The 22,780-nt window shown below is 51.6% G+C and carries 18 protein-coding genes; 10 read left to right on the top strand and 8 right to left on the bottom strand.

The window, feature by feature from the left end; translation table 11 throughout:
- Positions 1 to 787: 787 nt before the first annotated feature.
- From AAZR23_RS17720 to AAZR23_RS17740, 5 genes are all read left to right on the top strand, one after another.
- Entirely contained in the window at positions 788 to 2,170 is a 1,383-nt protein-coding gene (locus tag AAZR23_RS17720) for a glutamate decarboxylase (protein WP_046892828.1), read from the top strand.
- A 66-nt stretch (positions 2,171 to 2,236) separates the two neighbouring features.
- Positions 2,237 to 3,718 (top strand): putative glutamine/gamma-aminobutyrate antiporter GadC, encoded by a 1,482-nt coding sequence (gadC, locus tag AAZR23_RS17725; RefSeq protein WP_046892829.1) that lies wholly within the window; start codon positions 2,237 to 2,239, stop codon positions 3,716 to 3,718.
- Positions 3,715 to 4,644 carry a glutaminase A gene (gene glsA / locus AAZR23_RS17730; protein WP_434694134.1) on the top strand — a complete coding sequence of 310 codons (930 nt, stop codon included), beginning with the start codon at positions 3,715 to 3,717 and terminating at the stop codon, positions 4,642 to 4,644. The genes gadC and glsA overlap by 4 nt, the downstream gene beginning before the upstream one ends.
- Positions 4,645 to 4,736: 92 nt before the next feature.
- Complete coding sequence (locus tag AAZR23_RS17735; protein WP_046892831.1) at positions 4,737 to 6,017, top strand: APC family permease; 1,281 nt, start codon at positions 4,737 to 4,739, stop codon at positions 6,015 to 6,017.
- Positions 6,010 to 6,672: a MarC family protein gene (locus AAZR23_RS17740; RefSeq protein WP_052926473.1), complete on the top strand. Its 663-nt coding sequence runs from the start codon at positions 6,010 to 6,012 to the stop codon at positions 6,670 to 6,672. Before AAZR23_RS17735 ends, AAZR23_RS17740 begins: the two co-directional genes overlap by 8 nt.
- 76 nt (positions 6,673 to 6,748) lie before the next feature.
- Here AAZR23_RS17740 and gyrB read toward each other — a convergent pair whose 3' ends face one another.
- Genes gyrB through dnaA form a run of 4 tightly spaced genes read right to left on the bottom strand, consistent with a single transcriptional unit; the run spans position 6,749 to position 12,783 of the window.
- On the bottom strand, positions 6,749 to 9,163 hold the full coding sequence (gyrB, locus tag AAZR23_RS17745; protein WP_166706741.1) for a DNA topoisomerase (ATP-hydrolyzing) subunit B: 2,415 nt from the start codon (positions 9,161 to 9,163) through the stop codon (positions 6,749 to 6,751).
- Positions 9,164 to 9,190: 27 nt separating this feature from the next.
- Positions 9,191 to 10,273, bottom strand: a complete 1,083-nt coding sequence (recF, locus tag AAZR23_RS17750; protein ID WP_046892834.1) for a DNA replication/repair protein RecF — start codon at positions 10,271 to 10,273, stop codon at positions 9,191 to 9,193.
- A gap of 4 nt (positions 10,274 to 10,277) precedes the next feature.
- A complete protein-coding gene (gene dnaN / locus AAZR23_RS17755; RefSeq protein WP_166706740.1) occupies positions 10,278 to 11,378 on the bottom strand; it encodes a DNA polymerase III subunit beta in 1,101 nt (366 codons plus the stop codon).
- Positions 11,379 to 11,382: 4 nt separating this feature from the next.
- Entirely contained in the window at positions 11,383 to 12,783 is a 1,401-nt protein-coding gene (dnaA, locus tag AAZR23_RS17760; protein WP_046892836.1) for a chromosomal replication initiator protein DnaA, read from the bottom strand.
- Positions 12,784 to 13,535: 752 nt separating this feature from the next.
- On the opposite strand from dnaA, the gene rpmH reads away from it, so the two are divergent.
- From rpmH to mnmE, 5 genes are all read left to right on the top strand, one after another.
- A complete protein-coding gene (gene rpmH / locus AAZR23_RS17765) occupies positions 13,536 to 13,676 on the top strand; it encodes a 50S ribosomal protein L34 (RefSeq protein ID WP_000831330.1) in 141 nt (46 codons plus the stop codon).
- An 18-nt stretch (positions 13,677 to 13,694) separates the two neighbouring features.
- Complete coding sequence (gene rnpA, locus AAZR23_RS17770; protein ID WP_434694161.1) at positions 13,695 to 14,054, top strand: ribonuclease P protein component; 360 nt, start codon at positions 13,695 to 13,697, stop codon at positions 14,052 to 14,054.
- The gene (gene yidD, locus AAZR23_RS17775; RefSeq protein WP_015422368.1) at positions 14,018 to 14,275 is read left to right on the top strand and encodes a membrane protein insertion efficiency factor YidD; all 258 of its coding nucleotides are present in this window, start codon (positions 14,018 to 14,020) and stop codon (positions 14,273 to 14,275) included. Before rnpA ends, yidD begins: the two co-directional genes overlap by 37 nt.
- 2 nt (positions 14,276 to 14,277) lie before the next feature.
- Positions 14,278 to 15,900, top strand: a complete 1,623-nt coding sequence (yidC, locus tag AAZR23_RS17780; protein ID WP_046892837.1) for a membrane protein insertase YidC — start codon at positions 14,278 to 14,280, stop codon at positions 15,898 to 15,900.
- Between the two features lie 121 nt (positions 15,901 to 16,021).
- On the top strand, positions 16,022 to 17,386 hold the full coding sequence (mnmE, locus tag AAZR23_RS17785) for a tRNA uridine-5-carboxymethylaminomethyl(34) synthesis GTPase MnmE (protein ID WP_434694262.1): 1,365 nt from the start codon (positions 16,022 to 16,024) through the stop codon (positions 17,384 to 17,386).
- A gap of 8 nt (positions 17,387 to 17,394) precedes the next feature.
- Here the strand turns inward: mnmE and AAZR23_RS17790 are convergent, their stop codons facing one another.
- The 4 genes from AAZR23_RS17790 to AAZR23_RS17805 all read right to left on the bottom strand — a co-directional run bounded on the left by AAZR23_RS17790 (position 17,395) and on the right by AAZR23_RS17805 (position 22,778).
- On the bottom strand, positions 17,395 to 18,342 hold the full coding sequence (locus AAZR23_RS17790) for an EamA family transporter (RefSeq protein ID WP_166708890.1): 948 nt from the start codon (positions 18,340 to 18,342) through the stop codon (positions 17,395 to 17,397).
- Positions 18,339 to 18,932: a TetR/AcrR family transcriptional regulator gene (locus AAZR23_RS17795; RefSeq protein ID WP_434694163.1), complete on the bottom strand. Its 594-nt coding sequence runs from the start codon at positions 18,930 to 18,932 to the stop codon at positions 18,339 to 18,341. The genes AAZR23_RS17790 and AAZR23_RS17795 overlap by 4 nt, the downstream gene beginning before the upstream one ends.
- A gap of 111 nt (positions 18,933 to 19,043) precedes the next feature.
- Positions 19,044 to 19,841 (bottom strand): energy transducer TonB, encoded by a 798-nt coding sequence (locus AAZR23_RS17800; protein ID WP_218453893.1) that lies wholly within the window; start codon positions 19,839 to 19,841, stop codon positions 19,044 to 19,046.
- A 3-nt stretch (positions 19,842 to 19,844) separates the two neighbouring features.
- On the bottom strand, positions 19,845 to 22,778 hold the full coding sequence (locus AAZR23_RS17805) for a TonB-dependent receptor domain-containing protein (RefSeq protein WP_434694165.1): 2,934 nt from the start codon (positions 22,776 to 22,778) through the stop codon (positions 19,845 to 19,847).
- Between the last annotated feature and the right edge of the window lie 2 nt (positions 22,779 to 22,780).

Below are 22,780 nucleotides of genomic sequence, written 5' to 3' on the forward strand. Positions count from 1 at the left end.
CTTCTGACTGCCTGAACCGGTTAAACAGAGGGATACCGGTGTTTCCTGTGACCGCAAAATATACATCAGGTCTATATTGCCGGGATTCGTGGTGTATCCGGGTTTATTGTTTGTTATTTGCATAAAATAATCCGGTAACATTCCGCTCCTGATCCTTTTTTATTTTATTGTTAAAACGGTATACATAATTTGTTGTATATGCCGGATACCGTTTTATCACGGATAGTTATTTTTTCTTAAAATTAATATTCGGGTCATCAGAGAAACCGCCTGACTTAGCGTTTATATTTAGCGGTATGTTTTAAATGTCCCGCTGTATCTGTACCTTTCCTGATTTTTTGTCTGTGGTTTCCGGTGATGTAAAAATGGCTTGATTCGGGTAAGAAAAAAAGACACCGATTTATGATCCTCCGCACTGCCCGGTTTTTCCTGTCATTCATTCTTCTTCCGTTAATTTTATCCTGTTCAGTTCTTATATATACACGTCTGTGTTTCACAAAACGGTAACAAAATAAATAAACATTTCTTCTGTGTTTGTGGTGTTTTTTATCAGGGTGATTTATTTGTGTTTATCATAATAAAAATGAATTATATAAGAAATTATAATTTCTGACCTGTTTTATGGATTTGAGTGTTGTGTGTTTTATAAGCTAATATGCGTAGGTTGCTTCGGTAATCACATGGTTTTAGCTGATATTATCTTTTTTTACCGCAATCAGCCATGAACAACCGTATAGCATCATTAGTTTATTTTAACTATCAATAAGTAGTCTGAGAAGGAGGTTGTATGTCTCTTCATGCTGTGAAAGGTAATAATAGTTCAGAATTTATTGATATTTACGCATCAACAGACTCGGATGCAAAACTCCCTAAATACAAAATGCCGGAAGACAGCAGTGACCCGCGAATTATTTACAGCGTGGTCCGGGATGAACTACTGCTGGATGGTAATTCCCGTCAGAACCTGGCGACATTCTGTACAACCTGGGTTGAGGATGAAGTCAAACAGCTGATGACGGACAGTGTCGATAAAAACATGATCGACAAAGATGAATATCCGCAAACGGCTGAAATTGAAAGCCGTTGTGTGCATATTATTGCCGACCTGTGGAATTCCCCGCAGGCTCAGGAAACTATCGGCTGCTCTACCACCGGTTCCAGCGAAGCTGCGATGCTTGGCGGACTGGCTATGAAATGGCGCTGGCGTAAAAACCGCGAAAAACAGGGGAAAGATACCGGTAAGCCGAATCTGGTGACCGGCCCTGTACAGGTATGCTGGGAAAAATTTGCCCGTTATTTTGACGTGGAACTCCGGCAAATCCCGCTGGAAGGCGATGCACTTGGTATGCAGCCGTCTGATCTGCGTAAGTATTGTGATGAAAATACCATTGGTGTGGTGGCGACGCTGGGTGTGACGTTTACCGGGATTTATGAACCGGTTGCGGAACTGGCAAAAGAGCTGGATGCAATACAGCGGGATACCGGTCTGGATATTCCTCTGCATGTTGACGGTGCCAGCGGCGGGTTTATTGCTCCGTTCATTCAGCCGGAACTGGTGTGGGATTTCCGGATTGAGCGGGTGAAATCCATTAACAGCTCCGGTCACAAATACGGTCTGTCACCACTGGGTGTGGGCTGGGTGGTCTGGCGCAGCAAAGAAGACCTGCCGGAAGAGCTGGTTTTCAATGTCGATTATCTCGGCGGTAATATGCCGACATTTGCACTGAATTTTTCCCGTCCCGGCGGGCAAATCATTGCACAGTATTATAACTTCCTGCGTCTGGGACGCGCCGGTTATACCAAAATTCAGCAGGCGTGTGCAGATACTGCGCAATGGCTTGCGGATGAACTGAACAAGCTGGGCATTTTCGATCTGGTGTATGACGGCCGCGGCGCTCTGCCGGCGGTGGCTTACAAGCTGAAACCTGGCGTGACGCAGTTCAATCTGTACGATCTTTCCGACCGCATCCGCACACGCGGCTGGCTGATAGCCTCTTATCCGCTCCCGGCGGACAGAGAGAAAACCGTTGTTCAGCGTATTATGATCCGCCACGGTGTCAGCCGTGATCTGGCCGCACTGCTGCTGGATGATATTAAGCGGGCTATCGATCATTTCAGACAAAATCCGGTGGTGAATTCCACGGCCAAAGCAACCTTCCATCACGGTTAATTAACAACGACCTCCGGCTGGTATCCGCAGCCGGAGGCTCTCACTCATTATCCTCCGGGGTGCTTTATGACTGATACTTCAACCAAAAAACCGTCTTCCGGTGCAGCAAAACTGACTGTCGGCACACTTATCGTCATGAATATTGTGGCGGTGGTGAGTCTGCGCGGTTTGCCTGCCGAAGCGGAATACGGTCTCAGTGCGATTTTCTATTATCTGTTTGCGGCAGTGTTCTTCCTGATCCCGGTATCACTGGTCGCGGCTGAACTGGCCACCGGCTGGTCAGAGAAGGGCGGGGTGTTCCGCTGGGTCGGCGAAGCATTCGGGCCGCGTCTGGCGTTTCTGGCGATGGCGATGCTGTGGATTGAGGTGACGGTCTGGTTCCCGACCGGGCTGACATTCGGGGCGGTGTCACTCGCCTTTATCAACCCTCATCAGGCATTTGATGAAGCGCTGGCGGCAAATAAATTCTTTGTGCTTGGTGTTGTGCTGTTTATCTACTGGCTGGCAACCTTTATTGCTTTTAAAGGGGTCGGCGCATTTGCCCGGGTATCAAAATGGGGCGGCATTATCGGGACGATTGTTCCGGCGATCATTCTGATTGTGCTCGGTTTCTCCTACCTGTTCAGCGGCCAGACGCCGCAGATTGACCTGGCATGGGATCAGGTTCTGCCGGATTTCTCAAACTTCGATAATATTGTGCTGGCGGCCAGTATTTTCCTGTTCTACGCCGGGATGGAAATGAACGCTATCCATGTGAAAGACATTGATAACCCGACCAAAAACTACCCGAAAGCCATTATTCTGGCAGCGGCGGGTACTGTCGCTATCTTTGTGCTCGGCACACTGGCGATCGCCTTTATCATTCCTCAGTCAGATATCAGTCTGACCCAGAGCCTGCTGGTGGCTTACGATGATATGTTCAAATGGGCGCATATTCCGTGGATGGGGCCGATTGTTGCCGTCATGCTGGCTATCGGCGTGCTGGCGAGTGTCGTGACCTGGGTTGCCGGGCCGTCTTCCGGTCTTCTGGAAGTGGCGAAAGCGGGCTATCTGCCGCACTGGTTCCAGCATACTAACAAGAACGGGATGGCGACACATATCCTGCTGGTGCAGGCGGTGCTCGTCTCTCTGCTGGCTGTGCTGTTTGTGGTGCTTCCGTCCGTACAGGCGGCTTATCAGATCCTCAGTCAGCTGACCGTCATTCTCTATCTGATTATGTATATGCTGATGTTCAGTGCCGCGATTTATCTGCGCTTCAGTCAGCCGCAGCGTGCCCGTCCGTACCGTATCCCGGGCGGTAATGCGGGGATGATTATTCTCGGCGGCATGGGGCTTCTCGGTTCATTAACGGCGTTTCTGTTCAGCTTTATCCCGCCGGCACAGATTGCGGTCGGCAGCCCGGAAGTGTATGTGGGGGCGCTGATCGGACTGACCGTTCTGTTCGTTCTTCTTCCGTTTGTTGTTTATCAGATCCGTAAACCGGGCTGGCGTGATCCGGACAGTGATTTCGCACCGTTTACATGGGAAAACAAAGGAAAAGTATCATGACGGATTTAACAGCTATCAAACAGGCGGTAACCAATGCCTTTCAGCAGTTTCATCAGGCTCCCGGCGGTGCTAATGCGGATTATATTCCGTTTCTGGCAAATATCCCGTCCGGCCTGGCAGCGGTTGCGGTAGTCACTGTGCAGGGCGATGTGATCAGCAGTGGTGACGCTGATTACCGTTTTGCCATCGAGTCGATTTCCAAAGTCTGCACACTGGCGCTGGCGCTGGAGGATATTGGTCCGGAGGCGGTGCAGAACCAGATCGGTGCTGACCCGACCGGCCTGCCGTTTAACTCGGTGATGGCGCTGGAGCTGCATAATGACAAACCGTTGTCGCCGCTGGTGAACGCCGGCGCAATCGCGACTGTCAGTGCGGTAACCGCAAAATCGGCCGAAGAACGCTGGCAGCGGATACTGACGATGCAGCGCCGCCTCGGATCAGATGCGATTGCATTGTCGGATGAACTGAATCAGTCGGAGCAGACCACTAATTTCCATAACCGTGGTATATCCTGGCTGCTTTACGCGGCACAAAATCTCTATTGTGATCCGATGGAGGCGTGTGATGTGTATACCCGCCAGTGCTCTATGCTGCTGACCACCAAAGAGCTGGCCACGATGGGTGCGACACTGGCCGGACACGGTAAAAACCCGGTAACCGGTGAGCAGGTGCTGAACCCGGCCCATACGCCGTTTATCCTGGCGGAAATGACGATGGAAGGGCTGTACGGCCGCTCGGGTGACTGGGCATACACCGTCGGATTGCCGGGTAAAAGTGGTGTCGGCGGCGGGATTCTGGCTGTCGTACCGGGCGTGATGGGAATCGCGGCATTTTCACCGCCGCTGGATGATGACGGAAACAGTGTCAGAGGCCAGAAAATGGTGGCCTCGGTTGCCGCCGCGCTGGGATATAACCTTTACCGGTGATCCCGCGGATAACGACAAAGCCCGGATTTCCGGGCTTTGTCAGATATAAATAAATATCAGCGGCAGCACGGGTTTTGTTTCGGGAGCAGGGTATGACGTCAGTATCATCAGAAAAACCGTTAACACTATTACAGGTTATTGCGCTGGGGATCGGCGCGATGGTGGGAGCAGGGATTTTTGCTCTGCTGGGGCAGACAGCGCTGATTATGCAGTCTGCAACATGGATTGCATTTGCCTGCGGCGGCGTGGTCGCGTTATTTGCCGGTTATGCGTATGCCAGGTTATCCGCCTGCTATCCCTCTCCGGGCGGCATTATTGATTTCTTCCGGCTGTCTTTTCCTGCGGTACTGACGATCGCTTTATCTTTTTTGTATCTCGTCACGCTTATCCTGACGGTTGCAATGGTGGCCAGAGCATTCGGGGCCTATGCTGTTCAGCTTTTTCATCAGGGCAATGAATCTGCCTTATTACCGGAAGTGTATACGGCGTTTATTATCATCGTGGTCGCCCTGATGAATATCACCGGCAGTCATGCTGTCGGCAAAATTGAAGTCCTTCTGGTGGGCACCAAACTGGTAATTATTATTGCACTGGTGGCAACGGGAATATTTACGGTGGACACAACACTGCTGAATATAACCCCGTTCTCCGGTGATACGCTTTTTTCCGCCGTCGGACTGACCTTTTTCGCCTATGCCGGGTTCGGTATGATGGCGAATGCCTCTGACAAAGTGGCAAATCCCGGCCGGGTAATGCCGAAGGCATTTATGATAGCCATTCTGTTCACGATTGCGCTTTATATCAGCCTGGCACTGGTATTACTCGGCAACCTTTCTCCGTCTGCGCTGGTCCGTTATGCCGATACCGCGGTGGCTCAGGTGGCTTATCCTGTATGGGGAAAAGCCGGTTTTGTGATTGTTGCCGCCGCCGCACTGCTGGCGACAACATCGGCGATAAATGCCACGCTGTTCTCCGCATTCAATATTACTGACAGAATGTGCAGTACCGGAATTCTGCCGGCTGCCTGGGGCAAAACAATATACCGTCAGGGAACGACTGTGAATATCCTGCTTATTCTGCTGACACTGTTGCTGGCGTTGTTCCTGAATCTCGGCGACCTGGCAAATGTCGCCAGTTTTACGTTTCTCCTGTGCTATCTGATGGTACTGGTGGTGGCGTGGCGTCAGAGCAGTGTTATCCGCGCTTCAAAATTCATTACCGGGACCGGGATTATCCTGGTCACCGCGGTACTGGCTGGTTTTGTTGTGACACTGCTGAGCAGCGGGATGATCGCTGTCAGTGTGATTGCCGCGGCGCTGGTTCTTTGTCTGGCTGCCGGTTATCTGCGGACACGGAGCCGGAAAGATGAATGAATGGCTCGACAATATTCTTCTTAACTATGTGACGTTTGTATCGCTGTTCAGTCCCCCGGCGACGATCACCGCCGCCACGATTATTCTCGGCCGGATTGATCGGGGGATACTGTGGCAAATTGCCTGGAAAATTGCGGCCGGATACACACTGGTCATGCTGGTGGTTATCTGGCTGGGGAACTGGCTGCTGACGGCGCTGGGGCTGAGTGCGGATGCACTGACTGTCACCGGCGGTATTGCGTTGCTGGCGCAGGGATGGCCGATGCTTATCCGCGGTGTTAAAGAGGAGCACAGTGATATTCCGGTCAGTGTCACGCCGCCGAAAGATATCATGCGGCTGGCGATGGTACCGCTGCTTTTTCCGCTCTCGATGGGCGGCGGAACAATAGCGGTCGGGATTTCGCTGGCGGGACACAGTGATTCACTGTCCGGCCTGATTCAGCTTTCCGTAGTGATCCTCCTGATGCTGCCCACTATTGCCCTGACTTTTCTGGCAACAGGGCCGCTGCACGGGCGTTTATCTCCCGGTGTGATGGATACACTGGCGCGGATCTCCGGCATTATTCTGGTCACGCTGGCGATTCAGTTACTGGTCTCGGGAATGGTCGGTATTATTACCACGAACCTGAAGCATATCGCTGACTTTGCGGGGTGAGGGGCTGCGGGCGGATCGCCGGAAAAAATAAAGCCCGGAAATCCGGGCTTTATCAGGTCTCAGAGAGAGGAAAAAATTATACGTCGATGTTTGCCGCTTTCAGGGCATTCTCTTCGATAAAGGCGCGGCGCGGTTCAACATCATCACCCATCAGTGTGGTGAATAACTGATCCGTTGCAATCGCATCTTTAACGGTGACCTGCAGCATACGGCGGGTTTCCGGGTTCATGGTGGTTTCCCACAGCTGATCCGGGTTCATTTCACCCAGTCCTTTATAGCGCTGTACTGCCAGACCACGGCGTGATTCTTTCATCAGCCAGTCGAGTGCCTGCTCAAAGTTACTGACGTTCTGACGACGCTCACCACGGACAACATAAGCACCTTCTTCAATCAGACCGCGGATCAGCTCACCCAGTTTGGAGATACGGGCGTACTCGCTGCCGTGAACAAAATCGAAATCCAGGTTGTAGTCAGTATCAACACCGTGAGTACGGATAGTCAGTACCGGCTCAAACAGCTGACGCTCTTTGTTTTCCGCAATGTGATAGCTGTAGGTACTGCCGTGCTCTTCATGACGGGTCAGGCGCTCTGTCAGGCTCTTCGCCCAGGCTTCCACCTCATCTTTGTTCAGCAGCGCGGATTCTTCCAGTTTCGGCTGATAGACCAGGCTGTTTAACAGCGGCAGCGGATAGAGACGCTCTAAACGGCGGATAATTTTATGTGCGCCGTTGTACTCGTGCAGCAGTTTTTCCAGATGTTCGCCCTGAATCGGTGCGGCGGTTTCATTTACATACAGTGCTGCGCCATCCAGTGCGATAGAGACCTGATACTGCTCCATCGCTTCGTCATCTTTAATATACTGTTCCTGCTTGCCTTTTTTCACTTTATACAGCGGCGGCTGTGCGATATACACATAACCGCGCTCAATGATTTCCGGCATCTGACGGTAGAAGAAGGTCAGTAACAGGGTTCGGATGTGTGAACCATCGACGTCGGCATCGGTCATGATGATGATGCTGTGATAGCGCAGTTTGTCCGGGTTGTATTCGTCACGGCCGATACCGCAGCCGAGCGCGGTGATCAGGGTGGCCACTTCCTGAGAAGCCAGCATTTTATCAAAACGCGCCTTCTCAACGTTCAGGATTTTACCTTTCAGCGGTAAGATGGCCTGGTTCTTACGGTTACGCCCCTGTTTTGCAGAGCCGCCCGCTGAGTCCCCTTCCACTAAGTACAGTTCGGAGAATGCAGGGTCACGTTCCTGGCAGTCCGCCAGTTTACCCGGCAGACCGGCTAAATCCAGCGCGCCTTTACGGCGGGTCATTTCACGGGCACGGCGTGCAGCTTCACGGGCACGCGCGGCATCAATAATTTTGCCGACAATGATTTTGGTGTCGTTCGGGTTTTCATCCAGATATTCAGACAGCTTTTCGTTCATCAGTGTTTCAACCGCGGTTTTCACTTCGGAAGAGACCAGCTTGTCTTTAGTCTGTGAGGAGAATTTCGGGTCCGGTACTTTGACGGAAATAACCGCCACCAGACCTTCACGCGCATCATCCCCGGTCGTGCTGACTTTGGATTTTTTATTCAGCCCTTCTTTCTCAATATAACTGTTGAGAGTACGGGTCATAGCAGCACGGAAACCGGCGAGGTGAGCACCACCGTCACGCTGCGGAATGTTGTTGGTGAAGCAGTATACGTTTTCCTGGAAAGAGTCATTCCACTGCATGGAGACTTCCACGCCGATATCGTCTTTCTCGGTGGAGAAATAGAAAACGTTGTTATGAATCGAGGTTTTGGCGCGGCTTAAATATTCCACGAATGCTTTGATACCGCCTTCGTAATGGAAATGGTCTTCTTTGCCGTCGCGTTTGTCGACCAGACGGATCGACACACCGGAGTTCAGGAAGGAGAGTTCACGCAGGCGTTTTGCCAGAATATCGTACTGGAATTCAGTCTCGCCTTTGAAGGTGTTCATGCTCGGCCAGAAACGCACGCGTGTCCCGGTTTTATCGGTTTCGCCGACAATGGTCAGGCGATCCTGAGGCTCACCGTGGCGGTAGATCTGCTCGTGGACTTTGCCGTCACGGCGGATAACCAGTTCCAGTTTTTCAGACAGGGCGTTAACAACAGAGACCCCGACGCCGTGCAGGCCGCCCGAGACTTTATAGGAGTTATCATCGAACTTCCCGCCGGCATGCAGAACAGTCATGATAACTTCTGCGGCGGAGACGCCTTCTTCTTCATGGATCCCGGTCGGGATACCGCGGCCGTCATCCTGTACGGAGACTGAATTGTCATTGTGAATGGTCACAACGATGTCTTTACAGTAACCGGCGAGGGCTTCGTCGATAGCGTTGTCAACAACCTCGAAGACCATGTGGTGTAAACCGGTTCCGTCATCGGTATCACCAATGTACATTCCCGGGCGTTTACGCACCGCGTCCAGCCCTTTTAATACTTTGATACTTGAGGAGTCATAGGTATTCGACATCAACGTTTCCCGCTCATCTAATCCTGATTATTGAACCTGTATTTTACCTTTTTCCACGACAAACAGGCGACTGTTTTCATCTGTCATATCACTGACCTGTTCAGGGGTGATGGCACTGACAAAAACCTGAGCCTGTGTGGCTTTCAGCCGGTGAGCCAGTAAACGGCGGCGCCCGGCATCCAGTTCGGAGGCAAAATCATCAAGCAGATACAGGCATTGCTGCCCGCTCTGACGGGTGAAATATTCACCCTGTGCTAACCGCAGTGCGCACATCAGCAGTTTTAACTGACCACGTGAAAGTAAATCTTCCACCGGCACCCCATCCGCCCTGATCCGTAAATCCGCTTTATGCGGGCCGGAGGCGGTGTAGGTCAGTGCGCGATCCCGTTCAAACTGGCGCTGCAGAAGCTCTGAATAATCGGTCTCTTTATCCCATCCGCGCTGGAAAGAGACACTCAGCGAAAATTCAGGTAAAAACTGCTGACAGGTTTGCTCAATATCCTGCGCAATCGCTGTCACGTAATGCTCCCGCCACTGACTGATCTGTTCAGCAACCGGAATCAGCTGCTGATCCCAGTGGCGGATCTGACCATAATTCGATACCTGGCGAAGCGCGGCATTGCGTTGTTTCACCAGGCGTTTTAAATCGCTCCACATCGCAAAAAATTGCGGCTCATTGTGGAAACAGCCCCAGTCAATAAAGGCGCGGCGGAATTTTGGTCCGCCGTTGAGCAGTGTAAAGCCTTCCGGGGTGATAAGCTGCATCGGCAGTAATTTTGCCAGTTCGGCAATTTTATGGCCGTCGGTGCCGTCAATTCGGACCTTGCTGTCACCCTGGCGGTTTTTACTCAGGCCGACGCTGGTGGCCCGGTCCGTCTGTTCCTGCCCGAGTTTCCCGTGCAGAATAAATTCTTCATTATCGTGGCGTATAACACGCCCCGCCTGCACTGAACGGAATGCCCGGCCGTGGCCGAGTGTGTAAATGGCTTCCAGAACGCTGGTTTTACCGCTGCCGTTCGGGCCGACCAGAAAGTTAAACCCGGCAGCCAGCGGTAAATCCGCATTTTCGATATTGCGAAAATCACGGATAAGTAAACGCGAGAGGATCATCGTGTTACAGGCGCATCGGCATCACAACGTAAGCGGCTGCATCACTGGCGTCATCTTCAATCTGTACGCTGGATGTGGCATCAGTCAGTTTCACAGAGACATCTTCACATTTCAGTGTGTTAAGAACATCAAGGACATAGCTGACATTGAAACCGATTTCCATATCCGTTCCGTCGTAAGTGACATCCACGATTTCTTCGGCTTCTTCCTGTTCCGGGTTATTGGCGGTAATTCTGAGCTGATTGTTGTTCAGGTAAATCCGCACACCGCGGAATTTCTCGTTCGACAAAATTGCCGCCCGCGAAAAAGCCTGCTTCAGCATATCACAATTTGCCGTCAGCGTTTTGTCCGGGTTCTTCGGCAGGACACGGCGGTAGTCCGGGAAGCGGCCATCCACCAGTTTGGAGGTGAAAATAAACCCGCCGACATGGGCGCGGATATTATTGCTGCCGATTTCCAGTTTCAGCAGCGCATCGCCGCCGTCCAGCAGACGCATCAGTTCGATAACACCTTTACGCGGTACGATCACCGAATGGTCCGGCAGTTCCTGCCCGATATCCAGTGAGCAGACCGCCAGGCGGTGCCCGTCAGTGGCGACGGTGCGCAGAATTGAACCGCTGGTTTCAAACAGCATACCGTTTAAGTAATAGCGGACATCCTGATGCGCCATGGAAAACTGTGTGGATTCAATCAGGCGCTTTAATGTCGCCTGTGACAGGGAGAAAGTGACATCACTCTGCCAGTCATCCAGATTCGGGAAATCCGAGGCCGGTAAGGTGGACAGCGAGAAGCGGCTGCGGCCGGAACGGACCAGAAGACGATCACCATCCAGCTCGACGCTGATTTGCGCGCCATCCGGCAGACCCCGCCAGATATCCAGGAACTTCCGTGCCGGTACCGTGGTTTCACCGTTTTCATGCGGCTGATCCAGCGGAACCGCTGCCATCATTTCCATCTCAAGGTCTGTCCCTGTGAGATGCAGTACGCCATCAGAGACTTTCAGCAGTAAGTTACCCAGAATCGGTAGGGTCGGGCGACCGCCCAACGGACTGCTGACCTGTTGTAAGGGTTTTAACAATTGCTCACGTTCAATGATAAATTTCATAGCGCTATGATGATAATGTCCGGATTAAGTTAGAAAAATCTTCTTTGATGTCGTGGCTTTCCTCACGCAGCTGCTCGATTTTACGGCAGGCGTGCAGAACGGTCGTATGGTCACGGCCGCCAAAAGCATCCCCGATTTCTGGCAAACTATGGTTTGTCAGCTCTTTTGCCAGAGCCATCGCCATCTGGCGCGGCCGGGCGACAGAGCGCGAACGGCGTTTGGAGAGCAGATCAGCCACTTTGATTTTATAATACTCAGCAACGGTTTTCTGAATATTATCGATAGTGACCAGTTTCTCCTGGAGTGCCAGCAGATCGCGCAGCGCTTCACGCACAAAATCGATGGTAATCGCCCGCCCGGTAAAGTTGGCGTTGGCAATGACCCGGTTCAGTGCACCTTCCAGTTCACGGACGTTGGAGCGCAGACGTTTCGCGATAAAGAAAGCCACTTCATCCGGCAGGCGGATGTTGTTTTCATCAGCTTTTTTCATCAGGATCGCGACCCGCGTTTCCAGTTCCGGCGGTTCAATAGCAACGGTTAATCCCCAGCCGAACCGCGACTTCAGGCGATCTTCCACCCCGTTAATTTCTTTCGGGTAGCGGTCGGAGGTCAGGATTATCTGCTGATTACCTTCGAGTAACGCATTGAAGGTATGAAAAAATTCTTCCTGAGAACGCTCTTTGTTAGCAAAGAACTGAATATCATCAATCAGTAAGGCATCGACAGAACGGTAGTAGCGTTTGAACTCTTCAATCGCATTGTTCTGTAAGGCTTTGACCATATCCTGCACAAAACGTTCTGAGTGCATATAGACCACTTTGGCGTTGGCTTTATTTTCCATAATGCTGTTGCCGACGGCATGTAATAAGTGGGTTTTACCCAGACCGGTTCCGCCGTATAAAAACAGCGGGTTATATGCGCCACCCGGGTTATCTGCCACCTGACGGGCGGCTGCGCGCGCCAGCTGGTTTGATTTACCTTCAACAAAGCTGTCAAAGGTGTGTTTCGGGTTAACGTTGGAACGGTAAGCCACATCCGGCTCCGCGCTGTTGTCATGCCAGCTCGGGCGCAGTGCGGGCGCTTTTTCCCGCGAAGGCGGCTGTTTCATCGTCCGTGACGGGGGAATACTTCTTTCCGGTGTGCTGCTGATCGCGCTGACCGGTTTATTACCGACCTCAAAACGCAGCTGCGGGATATCGTTACCGCAGAAATCAGATAGGAGCGCATTAATGTTATTAATGTACTTCTCCCGTACCCAGTCGAGCACAAACCGGTTAGGGGCATAGAGCGCCAGAGTGTCATCACTCAGCTCAGCCTGAAGGGGGCGTATCCACATACTGAATTCTGTGGCAGGTAATTCATCCTGCAAACGGGCAAGACATTGCTGCCAAAGCGAAAGAGACACGGTGAACTCCCCTAAACAAGACCAGTCAAAGAAACAGAATAAGATTTTTCACGCAGACACAGCACATACAGACGTATTGTCCTCTGCATGTTTCAACGGACACTTCAGTGTACAAAAATGAGGCTGTGTTATGGACGATCATTCCCTGCACCGGCGATCACCGCACGGGTGAAAATGATCGTGACGACGGATCATATCGCAAAAGCGGGACAAGATCCTCATCCTTTTACACAGTTTTCCGGGTTTTTATCCACAGGGGCTGTCAGCCCGTCCGGAGCGGGATTCAGGCCGGAGTATAACGAATCCCGGCGGGAGAATACAGCGGGAAGATCCCGTTTGGGGATAAGTTTTGGTGAATTATCCTCAGGCAGAAAATCAGTGGTCCGGATCGGGGTATCGATCGAATATTCACAGATCGCTGATCGATCCTTGCGCTTTGCCGGGGAGTCCGTATAATCTTGCACCCTGTGCGTGTTATCTGTGTCTTGATGCAGTAATGTGTACAGGCAGGTTATGGGTAAATGCAATTATGTGCAGAAATCTGTGTTATCGCGCCATCTTTGATTGACGGACAGGCCCGGATTTTATTACAATCTCGCATCTTTCCATATTGATGTTGCGATAAGGCGCAGAGGTCAGCCACTTTCCGTGATGGCCCTTTCAGCAGAAAGATGTGAATCCGACGCTGAATTTACTGTTTGCCGATGCGTTTACTGAATCAGTAATAATTTAAAGTTTAGGTAGAAACCGCTATGAAACGCACTTTTCAACCGTCCGTACTGAAGCGTAACCGTTCCCATGGTTTCCGCGCTCGTATGGCCACTAAAAATGGTCGTCAGGTTCTGGCTCGCCGTCGTGCTAAAGGCCGCGCTCGTCTGACCGTTTCTAAGTAATAAAGCTAACCATCTGACGTGGTTAAGCTCGCTTTTCCGAGGGAGTTACGTTTGTTAACTCCCAAGCATTTCAACTTTGTCTTCCGGCAACCACAACGGGCAAGTACTCCTGAAATAACACTTCTGGGACGCCGTAATGAGCTGGAACATCCCCGCATTGGTCTTACCGTCGCTAAAAAAAACGTGAAACGGGCTCATGAGCGCAACCGCATTAAACGGTTAGCGCGTGAATACTTTCGTCTGCACCAACATGAGTTGCCCGATATGGATTTCGTGCTTCTGGTAAGAAAAGGGGTATCGGAGTTGAGTAATCGCGAGATTACGGAAGCATTGGGTAAGTTATGGCGTCGTCACAGTCGCTTGGCGCACGCTTCCTGATCCTGTTAATCAGAGGTTACCAGCTGGTGATAAGTCCGCTGCTGGGACCACGTTGCCGCTTCACACCAACCTGTTCGCAATACGGAATTGAGGCATTGCGCAGGTTTGGTATGATAAAAGGCGGTTGGTTAACGGTGAAACGCGTATTAAAATGCCACCCTTTACACGAAGGTGGTGATGATCCTGTCCCACCTAAAAATGATGATAACAGAGAACATTAACGATGGATTCGCAACGTAATCTTCTATTCATCGCTTTGCTACTCGTATCCTTCTTTGCATGGCAGACGTGGGAAAGTGATAAGACACAAGCACTTAACGCGGCTGTTCAGGCAACGCAGCAGACGACAACGCCAAGTGGTGAAAGCAGCGGGCAGAACAAATATATTACGGTCAAAACAGATGTGCTGTCACTGAACATCAATCTGCGCGGCGGTGATATTGATGAAGCTGACCTTTTGGCTTACCCGGCAACCTTAAAATCCGCAGATCCGTTCCGTTTACTGGAAACAACTCCTGAATTTGCTTACCAGGCAATCAGTGGTTTAACCGGTGCGAATGGTCCGGATAACCCGAATAATTACAAAGAACGCCCGCTGTATACCACTGAAAGCGATACTTTTGTGCTGCCGGAAGGTCAGGATGAACTGCGTGTTCCTCTGACTTTTGTTCAGGATGGTGTCACGTATGTGAAAACCTACACCCTGAAGCGCAAAGACTATGCCATCAGTGTTGATTACACCATCAAAAACGACACCTCAGCTCCGCTGGAAATGGCGTTTTTCGGTCAGTTAAAACAGTCTGTGAATTTACCGGAACGTCTTAACAACGGCAGCAGCAACTTTGCGCTGCATACCTACCGTGGTGCGGCGTACTCATCCGAAGAAACCAACTACAAAAAATACAGCTTCAGTGATATCGAAGATAAACCACTGAACATCAACACCAATGTTGGCTGGGTGGCGATGTTACAGCAGTATTTTGCGACAGCGTGGGTTCCTGAGAAAGGGACCACCAATAACTTCTATACGCTGTACAGCGCTAAAACCGGCGATGCATTTATCGGTTATAAGAGTGATGCAATCCGTATCGGGGCAAACAGCGAAGCGAAATATAACGCAACACTGTGGGTCGGACCGGAACTGCAGAACGAAATGGAAGCCGTGGCACCACACCTGGACTTAACCGTGGATTACGGTTGGTTATGGTTTATTTCCCAGCCGCTGTTCAAGTTACTGAAGTTTATCCACAGCTTCATCGGTAACTGGGGCTTCTCCATCATCGTTATCACCTTTATTGTCCGCGGTATCATGTATCCGCTGACCCGTGCGCAATACACCTCTATGGCGAAAATGCGTATGCTTCAGCCGAAGCTGAAAGCAATGCGTGAGCGTATCGGTGATGACAAACAGCGCATGAGTCAGGAAATGATGGCGCTGTACAAAGAAGAGAAAGTGAACCCGCTGGGTGGCTGCTTACCGCTGATTATCCAGATGCCTATCTTCCTGGCGCTGTATTACATGCTGATGGGCTCGGTGGAACTGCGTCACGCACCGTTTATCGGCTGGATCCATGACTTATCCGCACAGGACCCGTACTACATCCTGCCGATTCTGATGGGTGCAACGATGTTTGTGATCCAGAAACTGTCTCCGACAGCGGTCACTGACCCGTTACAGCAGAAGATTTTCACTTTCATGCCGGTGATCTTCACAGTCTTCTTCCTGTGGTTCCCGTCAGGTCTGGTTCTGTACTATATCGTCAGTAACCTGGTGACTATCCTCCAGCAGCAGATTATCTATCGCGGTCTGGAAAAACGCGGTCTTCACAGCCGCGACAAAAAATAAGCCCGTGACCGGCGGGGAATCTCTGCCGGTCTTATAGTATTATTTAAAGGCGGTCATATTGACCGCCTTTATTGTTTATCACACGGTGAGAAAGAGAGAGATGGTCATGAATAACGCTGAAATCCAGAGCACCGATACCATTGTGGCACAGGCAACCCCGCCGGGACGTGGCGGAGTCGGTATTCTGCGTGTGTCCGGCCCGCAGGCGGCACAGGTGGCTCAGATTGTACTGGGGAAACTCCCGAAAGCGCGTTATGCCGATTATCTGCCTTTCCGTGATGAAACCGGCAAGGTGCTGGATCAGGGGATTGCGATTTTCTTCCCCGGCCCGAACTCCTTTACCGGTGAGGATGTGCTGGAACTCCAGGGGCACGGCGGGCCGGTTATCCTCGATTTATTGTTAAAACGTATTCTTCTTATCAATAATATCCGTATCGCCAATCCCGGTGAGTTTTCCGAGCGCGCATTCCTTAATGACAAGCTGGATCTGGCGCAGGCGGAAGCCATCGCCGACCTGATTGATGCCAGTTCGGAACAGGCCGCCCGTTCTGCCATGAATTCATTGCAGGGCGCTTTCTCCGGTGAGGTGCATCAGATGGTGGAAGCACTCACTAATCTGCGGATCTATGTGGAAGCCGCGATCGACTTCCCGGATGAGGAAATTGATTTTCTCTCTGATGGCGTGATTGAAGCCAAACTTGATACTGTGATTGCTGATCTGGAACGGGTACGCTCTCAGGCACGTCAGGGCAGCCTGTTGCGTGAAGGGATGAAAGTGGTGATTGCCGGCCGGCCGAATGCCGGAAAATCCAGTCTGCTGAATGCACTGGCCGGACGCGAAGCCGCGATTGTGACTGATATTGCCGGGACCACCCGTGATGTGTTGCGTGAACATATTCATATCGACGGTATGCCGCTGCATATTATCGATACTGCCGGTCTGCGCGAAGCCGGGGATGAAGTGGAGCGGATCGGTATCGAACGTGCCTGGCAGGAAATTGCACAGGCGGACCGTGTCCTGTTTATGGTGGACGGCACCACAGTTGATGAACAGACGCCTGAGCAAATCTGGCCGGAATTTATGTCCCGCTTACCGGCCGGTATTCCGGTCACCATTATCCGCAATAAAACGGATATCACCGGGGAAACTACCGGTATCACAGAGCGGAACGGCGATACGCTGATTAAACTCTCTGCCCGCGAAGGTCACGGTATTGATTTGCTGCGCGATCATCTGAAAACCACCATGGGATTTGAAGGCAACACCGAAGGCGGATTCCTCGCCCGCCGCCGTCATTTACAGGCATTGAACACCGCCGCAGAGCATCTGATCTCCGGCCACGAGCAGTTAGTGGTTGCCCGCTCCGGCGAATTACTGGCAGAAGAACTGCGTCTCGCCCAGCAGGCACTGAGCGAAATCACCGGGGAATTCACCTCCGACGATCTGCTGGGGCGTATTTTCTCGAGTTTCTGTATCGGGAAGTAAGCTGAAAATTAACACTGATCCGGTTTAACGATTGCCACATTCACCGCCTGTGCCTTACGTCGTGCAGGCAGTGTAATACAGACCAGACAGGTGAAAATCAGTGCAACCCCGGCCCAACCCGCGGCAGTGAGTTGTTCGCCGACAATCAGAGCGGCGAGTACGGCAGCGATAACCGGTTCCAGTAGTGTAATTGTGGTGGCGGTGCTGGCGGGAATACGCGCCAGCGCATAGCCGAAACAGACATAACCCATAAACATCGGCACGCAAGCCATATAAATGCCGACCGCGGCGTTTTGCCACGAATCCAGGAATGGCGCGCCGTAAAGTGCCAACACCGGCATCAGCAGTAACCCCCCGATCCCGAAAATACCGCCCATTGCTGCCCGTGACGGAATGTTGCGCTGCATCAGGCGGCGTGCGGCCCAGGAATAGAGGGCATAAGTAAAGGCGGCGAGTAACCCCAGTATGACACCGGTCAGAGTCGCGGATGTGTCTGCGGCGGCAATCTGTTCCGTGCCGCCGGAAAGAGAAAGAAGCGCAATACCTGTCAGACCGAGTACGGCGCCGCTCAGCCAGCGCAGTGTCATGCGGGCACCGTCCATGATAATTTCAATGATTGCCGATAAAACCGGTGCTGTTCCGATAGATACCACTGTCCCGATAGTCACCCCGGCCAGTCGCATTGAGCCATAAAAGGCGAGCGGATAAACAGCAACAGCAACGGCACCTAATAACAATAAATGCCACTGCTGCCGGAAAGCGCCGAGGCTGCGGCGGATCGGTGTGATGGCAATCGCGGCCTGGAGCAATCCGCCGAAACCCATGGCGGCAGCACCGATAGCAATAGCACTGACATCTGGTGCGAAGGTGGCAGAAACCCCGGTGGTTCCCCATAGGAAGGAGGCCAGGATAATGACGGCAATGCCGGTAAAGTGGCCTTTGGGTGTCTGAATCACAGTGCCTCCAGCATGGTTTTTGCCATAGCAGCAGCCTGTAATACCCGTTCACCGTGCTCTTCCAGTCCGGCAAGCACAATTGCACCTTCCAGCAGGAATGTCAGGTGTGTTGTCAGCTGTTCTGCTTTCGCGGTGTCATCCGGCAGCAGCTGATAAAGATTTTTCCGGATAATATCAGCTACTTCAGATTTGTGAGCACACACTTCGCGGCGTTCCTCACTACCGGCCGGAAACTCAGCGGCTGCGTTCAGCAGGCCACATCCCCGAAATCCCCGTTCATAGGCAAACTCAGCATGGTCGTGATAAGCATCAAATACCGCGAGGATCCGCTCTTCCGGGGTTGTTGCCTGTTGCCGGCGGGTGTCATATAACGCCAGCCATTCCTCATGCCGCAGCCGGATGTAAGTGGTCACCAACTCAGCTTTGGAGCTGAAATTGTTATACAGACTTTTTTTGGCGACACCGGCCTTTTTGGTGATCGTATCAATACCGGTTGCCGCAATGCCCTCGTTGTAAAACAAGATGCCTGCGGCTTCCAGTAAGCGATCTCTGGCACTGAGCCGGGTCTGTGTTATGTCGGTGTCTTTCATCCGGAAAATCTCTTGCAATTAATAGTAGGTAGACCAGTATACCTATTAACTTTATATGCACAAGAAATAATCATTGCCGTAAATATATTCAGCCGTTAAACGCCGTTGTCACTAAAAACCCTTGTTCAGCTGGAAACGTAATGAAAATGTCACCCTCCGCTTTGCACCCGGGGGAGGATCACCAATAGCAGCAACCCTGATGACGGCATCCATTGCGGCGTTATCCAGTAATTCATAACCGGAAGAGCAGGTAACCGCCGGTGCAAAAGGTTTTCCGTTATCGTCGAGTGAAAATGAGATGGTGCTGATCCCCCGTTGTCCGGCACTGCGGGCCCGGCGGGGGTAATGTTTTTGCTCCTCAATTTTTTGCCGCAGCAGGTTAAAGTAATCCTCCTGTGCTTTCCGGTTATCGGCTCCTGCGGTGGCAGAATTTGTCGGGGATACTGCCTGTCCGCCGGATTGCTGAAGTGTTGCTTTATCCTCCCCGGTATCTGCTGTGGATTCTGTAGTGACCGCTTCTGTTTTCTCCGTTTTTTTGTTTACCGCTTTTACTGCCGGGCTTTCTGACGGCGGCTTTGCTGTTTTCACCGGCGCTTTCCGGCGGGCGGTTGCCAGTTCTGCCTGTGACGGTGATTCCTGCGGGGGTGGTAATTGTTCCGCTTCCGGTTCTGTTTCCTGATATGCCGGTGCTGCATTCATCTGAATGACAATGGAAGCCACCGGGGTTTGTCCCCGGTTATCAAGCTGATGCAGTTGCGGGGAGGTCACCCGGGGGCTGCTCATGATGAGCAGCCCGGCGACGGAGAAACAAATACCGATTGCGGCAGACGATGTCGTCTGCTGCCATGCTCCGCATTTTTTCCGGTCAAACACGAACGGCGGATGAGGTAATGTTGTTACGCCGTACATAAATCAGAACCTCGCAGAGATATTGAATTTTACGGCCCGGCCCGGTGCCGGCATCATCGAACGGGTAAGCGGGTCGAGATAATATTCATTGGTCAGGTTGGTGGCCGTCAACTCCAGAGCAATATCCGGGGTGATTTTATATTTGGCGTAGGCATCCACGGTCAGTACCGAATTCCAGCGCATCGGGTAGTTATTAAAATCGCTGTATTTTCCCGGAACAATACCCATCAGACGTTTCTCCTGGCTGTTTTCCACCGCACTGTGGTAGAGCCAGCGGCTGCCGATTTCTAATGACTCCTGCAATAAACGCCCGCCGAGGTTAAAGGTTACAGAATAATGCGGCTGAATTTGGGTACGCAGGAACCCGCCCGGATAACCTCCGTCAATGCATGACGGGATATCTTTCAGACCTGTCGGGTCCATAAAGGCATGGGATGTTTCATCACAGACTTTATTGGCGAGGTTATAGGTCACACCCAGATCACTGAAGATCCAGCCATGATCATAGCGGGCCTGGATTTCAATCCCTTTCAGGATCTGTTTATCCATCTGTGAAAAACGGAAATAGTTATCACGATCAAACACATTGAGGATATCTGTATGGAAGTAATTCAGCCGGATATCTGCATGACGGCCGGCGCGGAGCAGTGATTTTCCGTTAAAAACCACACCGTATTCCCGGGTTACCGCATGTTCCGGTTTATAACGGTAACCGATATGCGGGACAGAGGAACCGGAGAACCCGACAGTATCCTCAAACAGGCTCGGCATACGTACGGTTTCCGCATAGCGGCCATACAGACGCAGATCATCGGTCAGATGAACCGAGGCAGACAGCATCGGTGTCCAGGCGCTGGCCTGGCGGCGGGGCTTTTCTTTCCAGGTGTGGGTAACGGGTTGTTCCTCTCTGTCACCGTGCGAAATAGGGAGGTTATCATATTCATAGAGATAGGTTTCCTGCCCGGTATAGGGATCAATACCCCGCAATGCGGTATCGATATCCGGCCGGTCTTTCTGTTTCAGGCGTCCGTCACTGGTATCTACCGGCCAGAATTTTTTTTGGTGTACCATCATGCGCCCTGCTTTATTACCCGGGTTATCTCTGTAACGTACTGGCCAAATCGTTTTCCCCCGTATTGTTTCCCTTTCTTCCGGGGTCAGTTCGAGCCATATACCCTGCTGCCGTTTTTTATAAACCTGTGATTCTGTTTCCGTCATATTCCGGAAATAGTTCAGGTAATAACCGGTAACTTCATAGTCTTGTTTACAGTAAGGGTCTTTACGGGCGGCACACTCATTGGAGAGATCATCGACACTCCAGTATACGGTTTGTCTGCCGCCGGCACTGAGTGACAGCCAGGAGACCGGCTGCCAGTCCAGACTGACGGATTGCTGATATTCAAAGCGGCGGCCTTTACGGGCGGGAACAGCGAACATAAAGAGTTTATAGTTTTCCAGGCTGGTATTACTGTCCAGATGCTCAAACTGCATATTGGCGGCCAGAGTCACCGACAGTTCCGGGGTAAAAGCAAACTTATTGCTGAAATCCAGCCCGTAGCGCTGATTCTGTACATTCAGGGCAGCGGTGTTAATCAGTGTTCCATCGATTGCCGGGTTGATGGTGCTGATATCCCCCTGTTTATAGCCGTAGTCCATATTTTTCGGGTAGCGCGGCCAGCCGCCGCCGGAGTTGGTATTACTGGTGGTCAGGGTGGTCCACAGGCGGATATCTGCATCAATATAGGCAAGATGTGCCGGTTGTGATTTCAGATGAAGATAGCCGGCCTGTGCATGCAGGTCAGCCAGCGGCCACTGCGGAATAATATTATCCTCAGCGCGGATCCAGCCCAGCCGGGAAGGCATAATATCGCCGAAATCAGAGCGGGTATCGCGCCAGCTGAGTTGCAGTGCGTGGTCATCATTCAGATACCAGGTATTTTTTATCAGCCAGGATTCCGTTTTTGCCGATGTATTGGGAACTTCATTACCTTTGCGATAAATACGGGACACAAACGGCATATACGGGTCATAGGTTTTGTCGGATGTTTGCAGAATACCGATATCGCTGTCAGACATTTCGTCATTATAGTTTTCGCTGTGGCGTTTACCGGCAAAATAGTTTCCCCGGTCACGATAGGCATAAGCCAGTAACAGATCCATATTTTCCTGACGGGTACCTACTGCCAGACGCCAGGCGTAATCACTGTTATTCAGTGCGGGGGCATTATCACGATTTTCCGGGGTTAAATGGGTGCCGGGGTCGTCAATAATAAGCCAATCGAACTGCATATTATCCACAAGGCGGTAATCTTCCCCGATTCCCAGATTGGGTATCCGGGCTTTGGTGGTGTTACTGCTGTTTTCCAGCATCAGTGCGGCACCAAACTGGTTACCGTTTTTCACCACGTCATTGATGGTGAGTGTTTTCATGGCAACACCGCCGCCTACCGACGTTTTCAGGAGCAGATTAAGGGACGGGCCTTTTTCAATCTCAATTTCACTGATCAGCATCGGGTCGAGGTAATTACGGTTATTGGCACCGTTATAACCCCGGTACACCGTCACGGCCTGTTCGGTGCCATCGATGGTGACCGGTACACGACCCGGCCCCTGTATTCCGCGGATATTGACATCCAGCGCATTACCGTTGCGGGCATCACCGCTGAATACCCCGTTGGCGCCTTTAAGAATATCGGCGGCAGAGGCGCCTTTATAGCGCTCTATTTCTTCTTTGGTGAGGATCAGGGTGGAGACATTTTTGTCATAGATTTTATCTTTGGCGCTGTCAGCCGCAGCCTGTTCATTACGGAGCGTAATGTCGCCCAGTTGCTGATTTTTTTCCTCTGTTGCCAGCCCCGGCAGCGGGATAAATAACACGGGCAGAAGCAGTGTGATGGTTTTATATGGATGACCAGATAATGGTGAATGCGAAGACATAA

It is taken from the genome of Morganella sp. Je.2.23 (assembly GCF_051129855.1).
GTDB lineage: Bacteria > Pseudomonadota > Gammaproteobacteria > Enterobacterales > Enterobacteriaceae > Morganella > Morganella sibonii.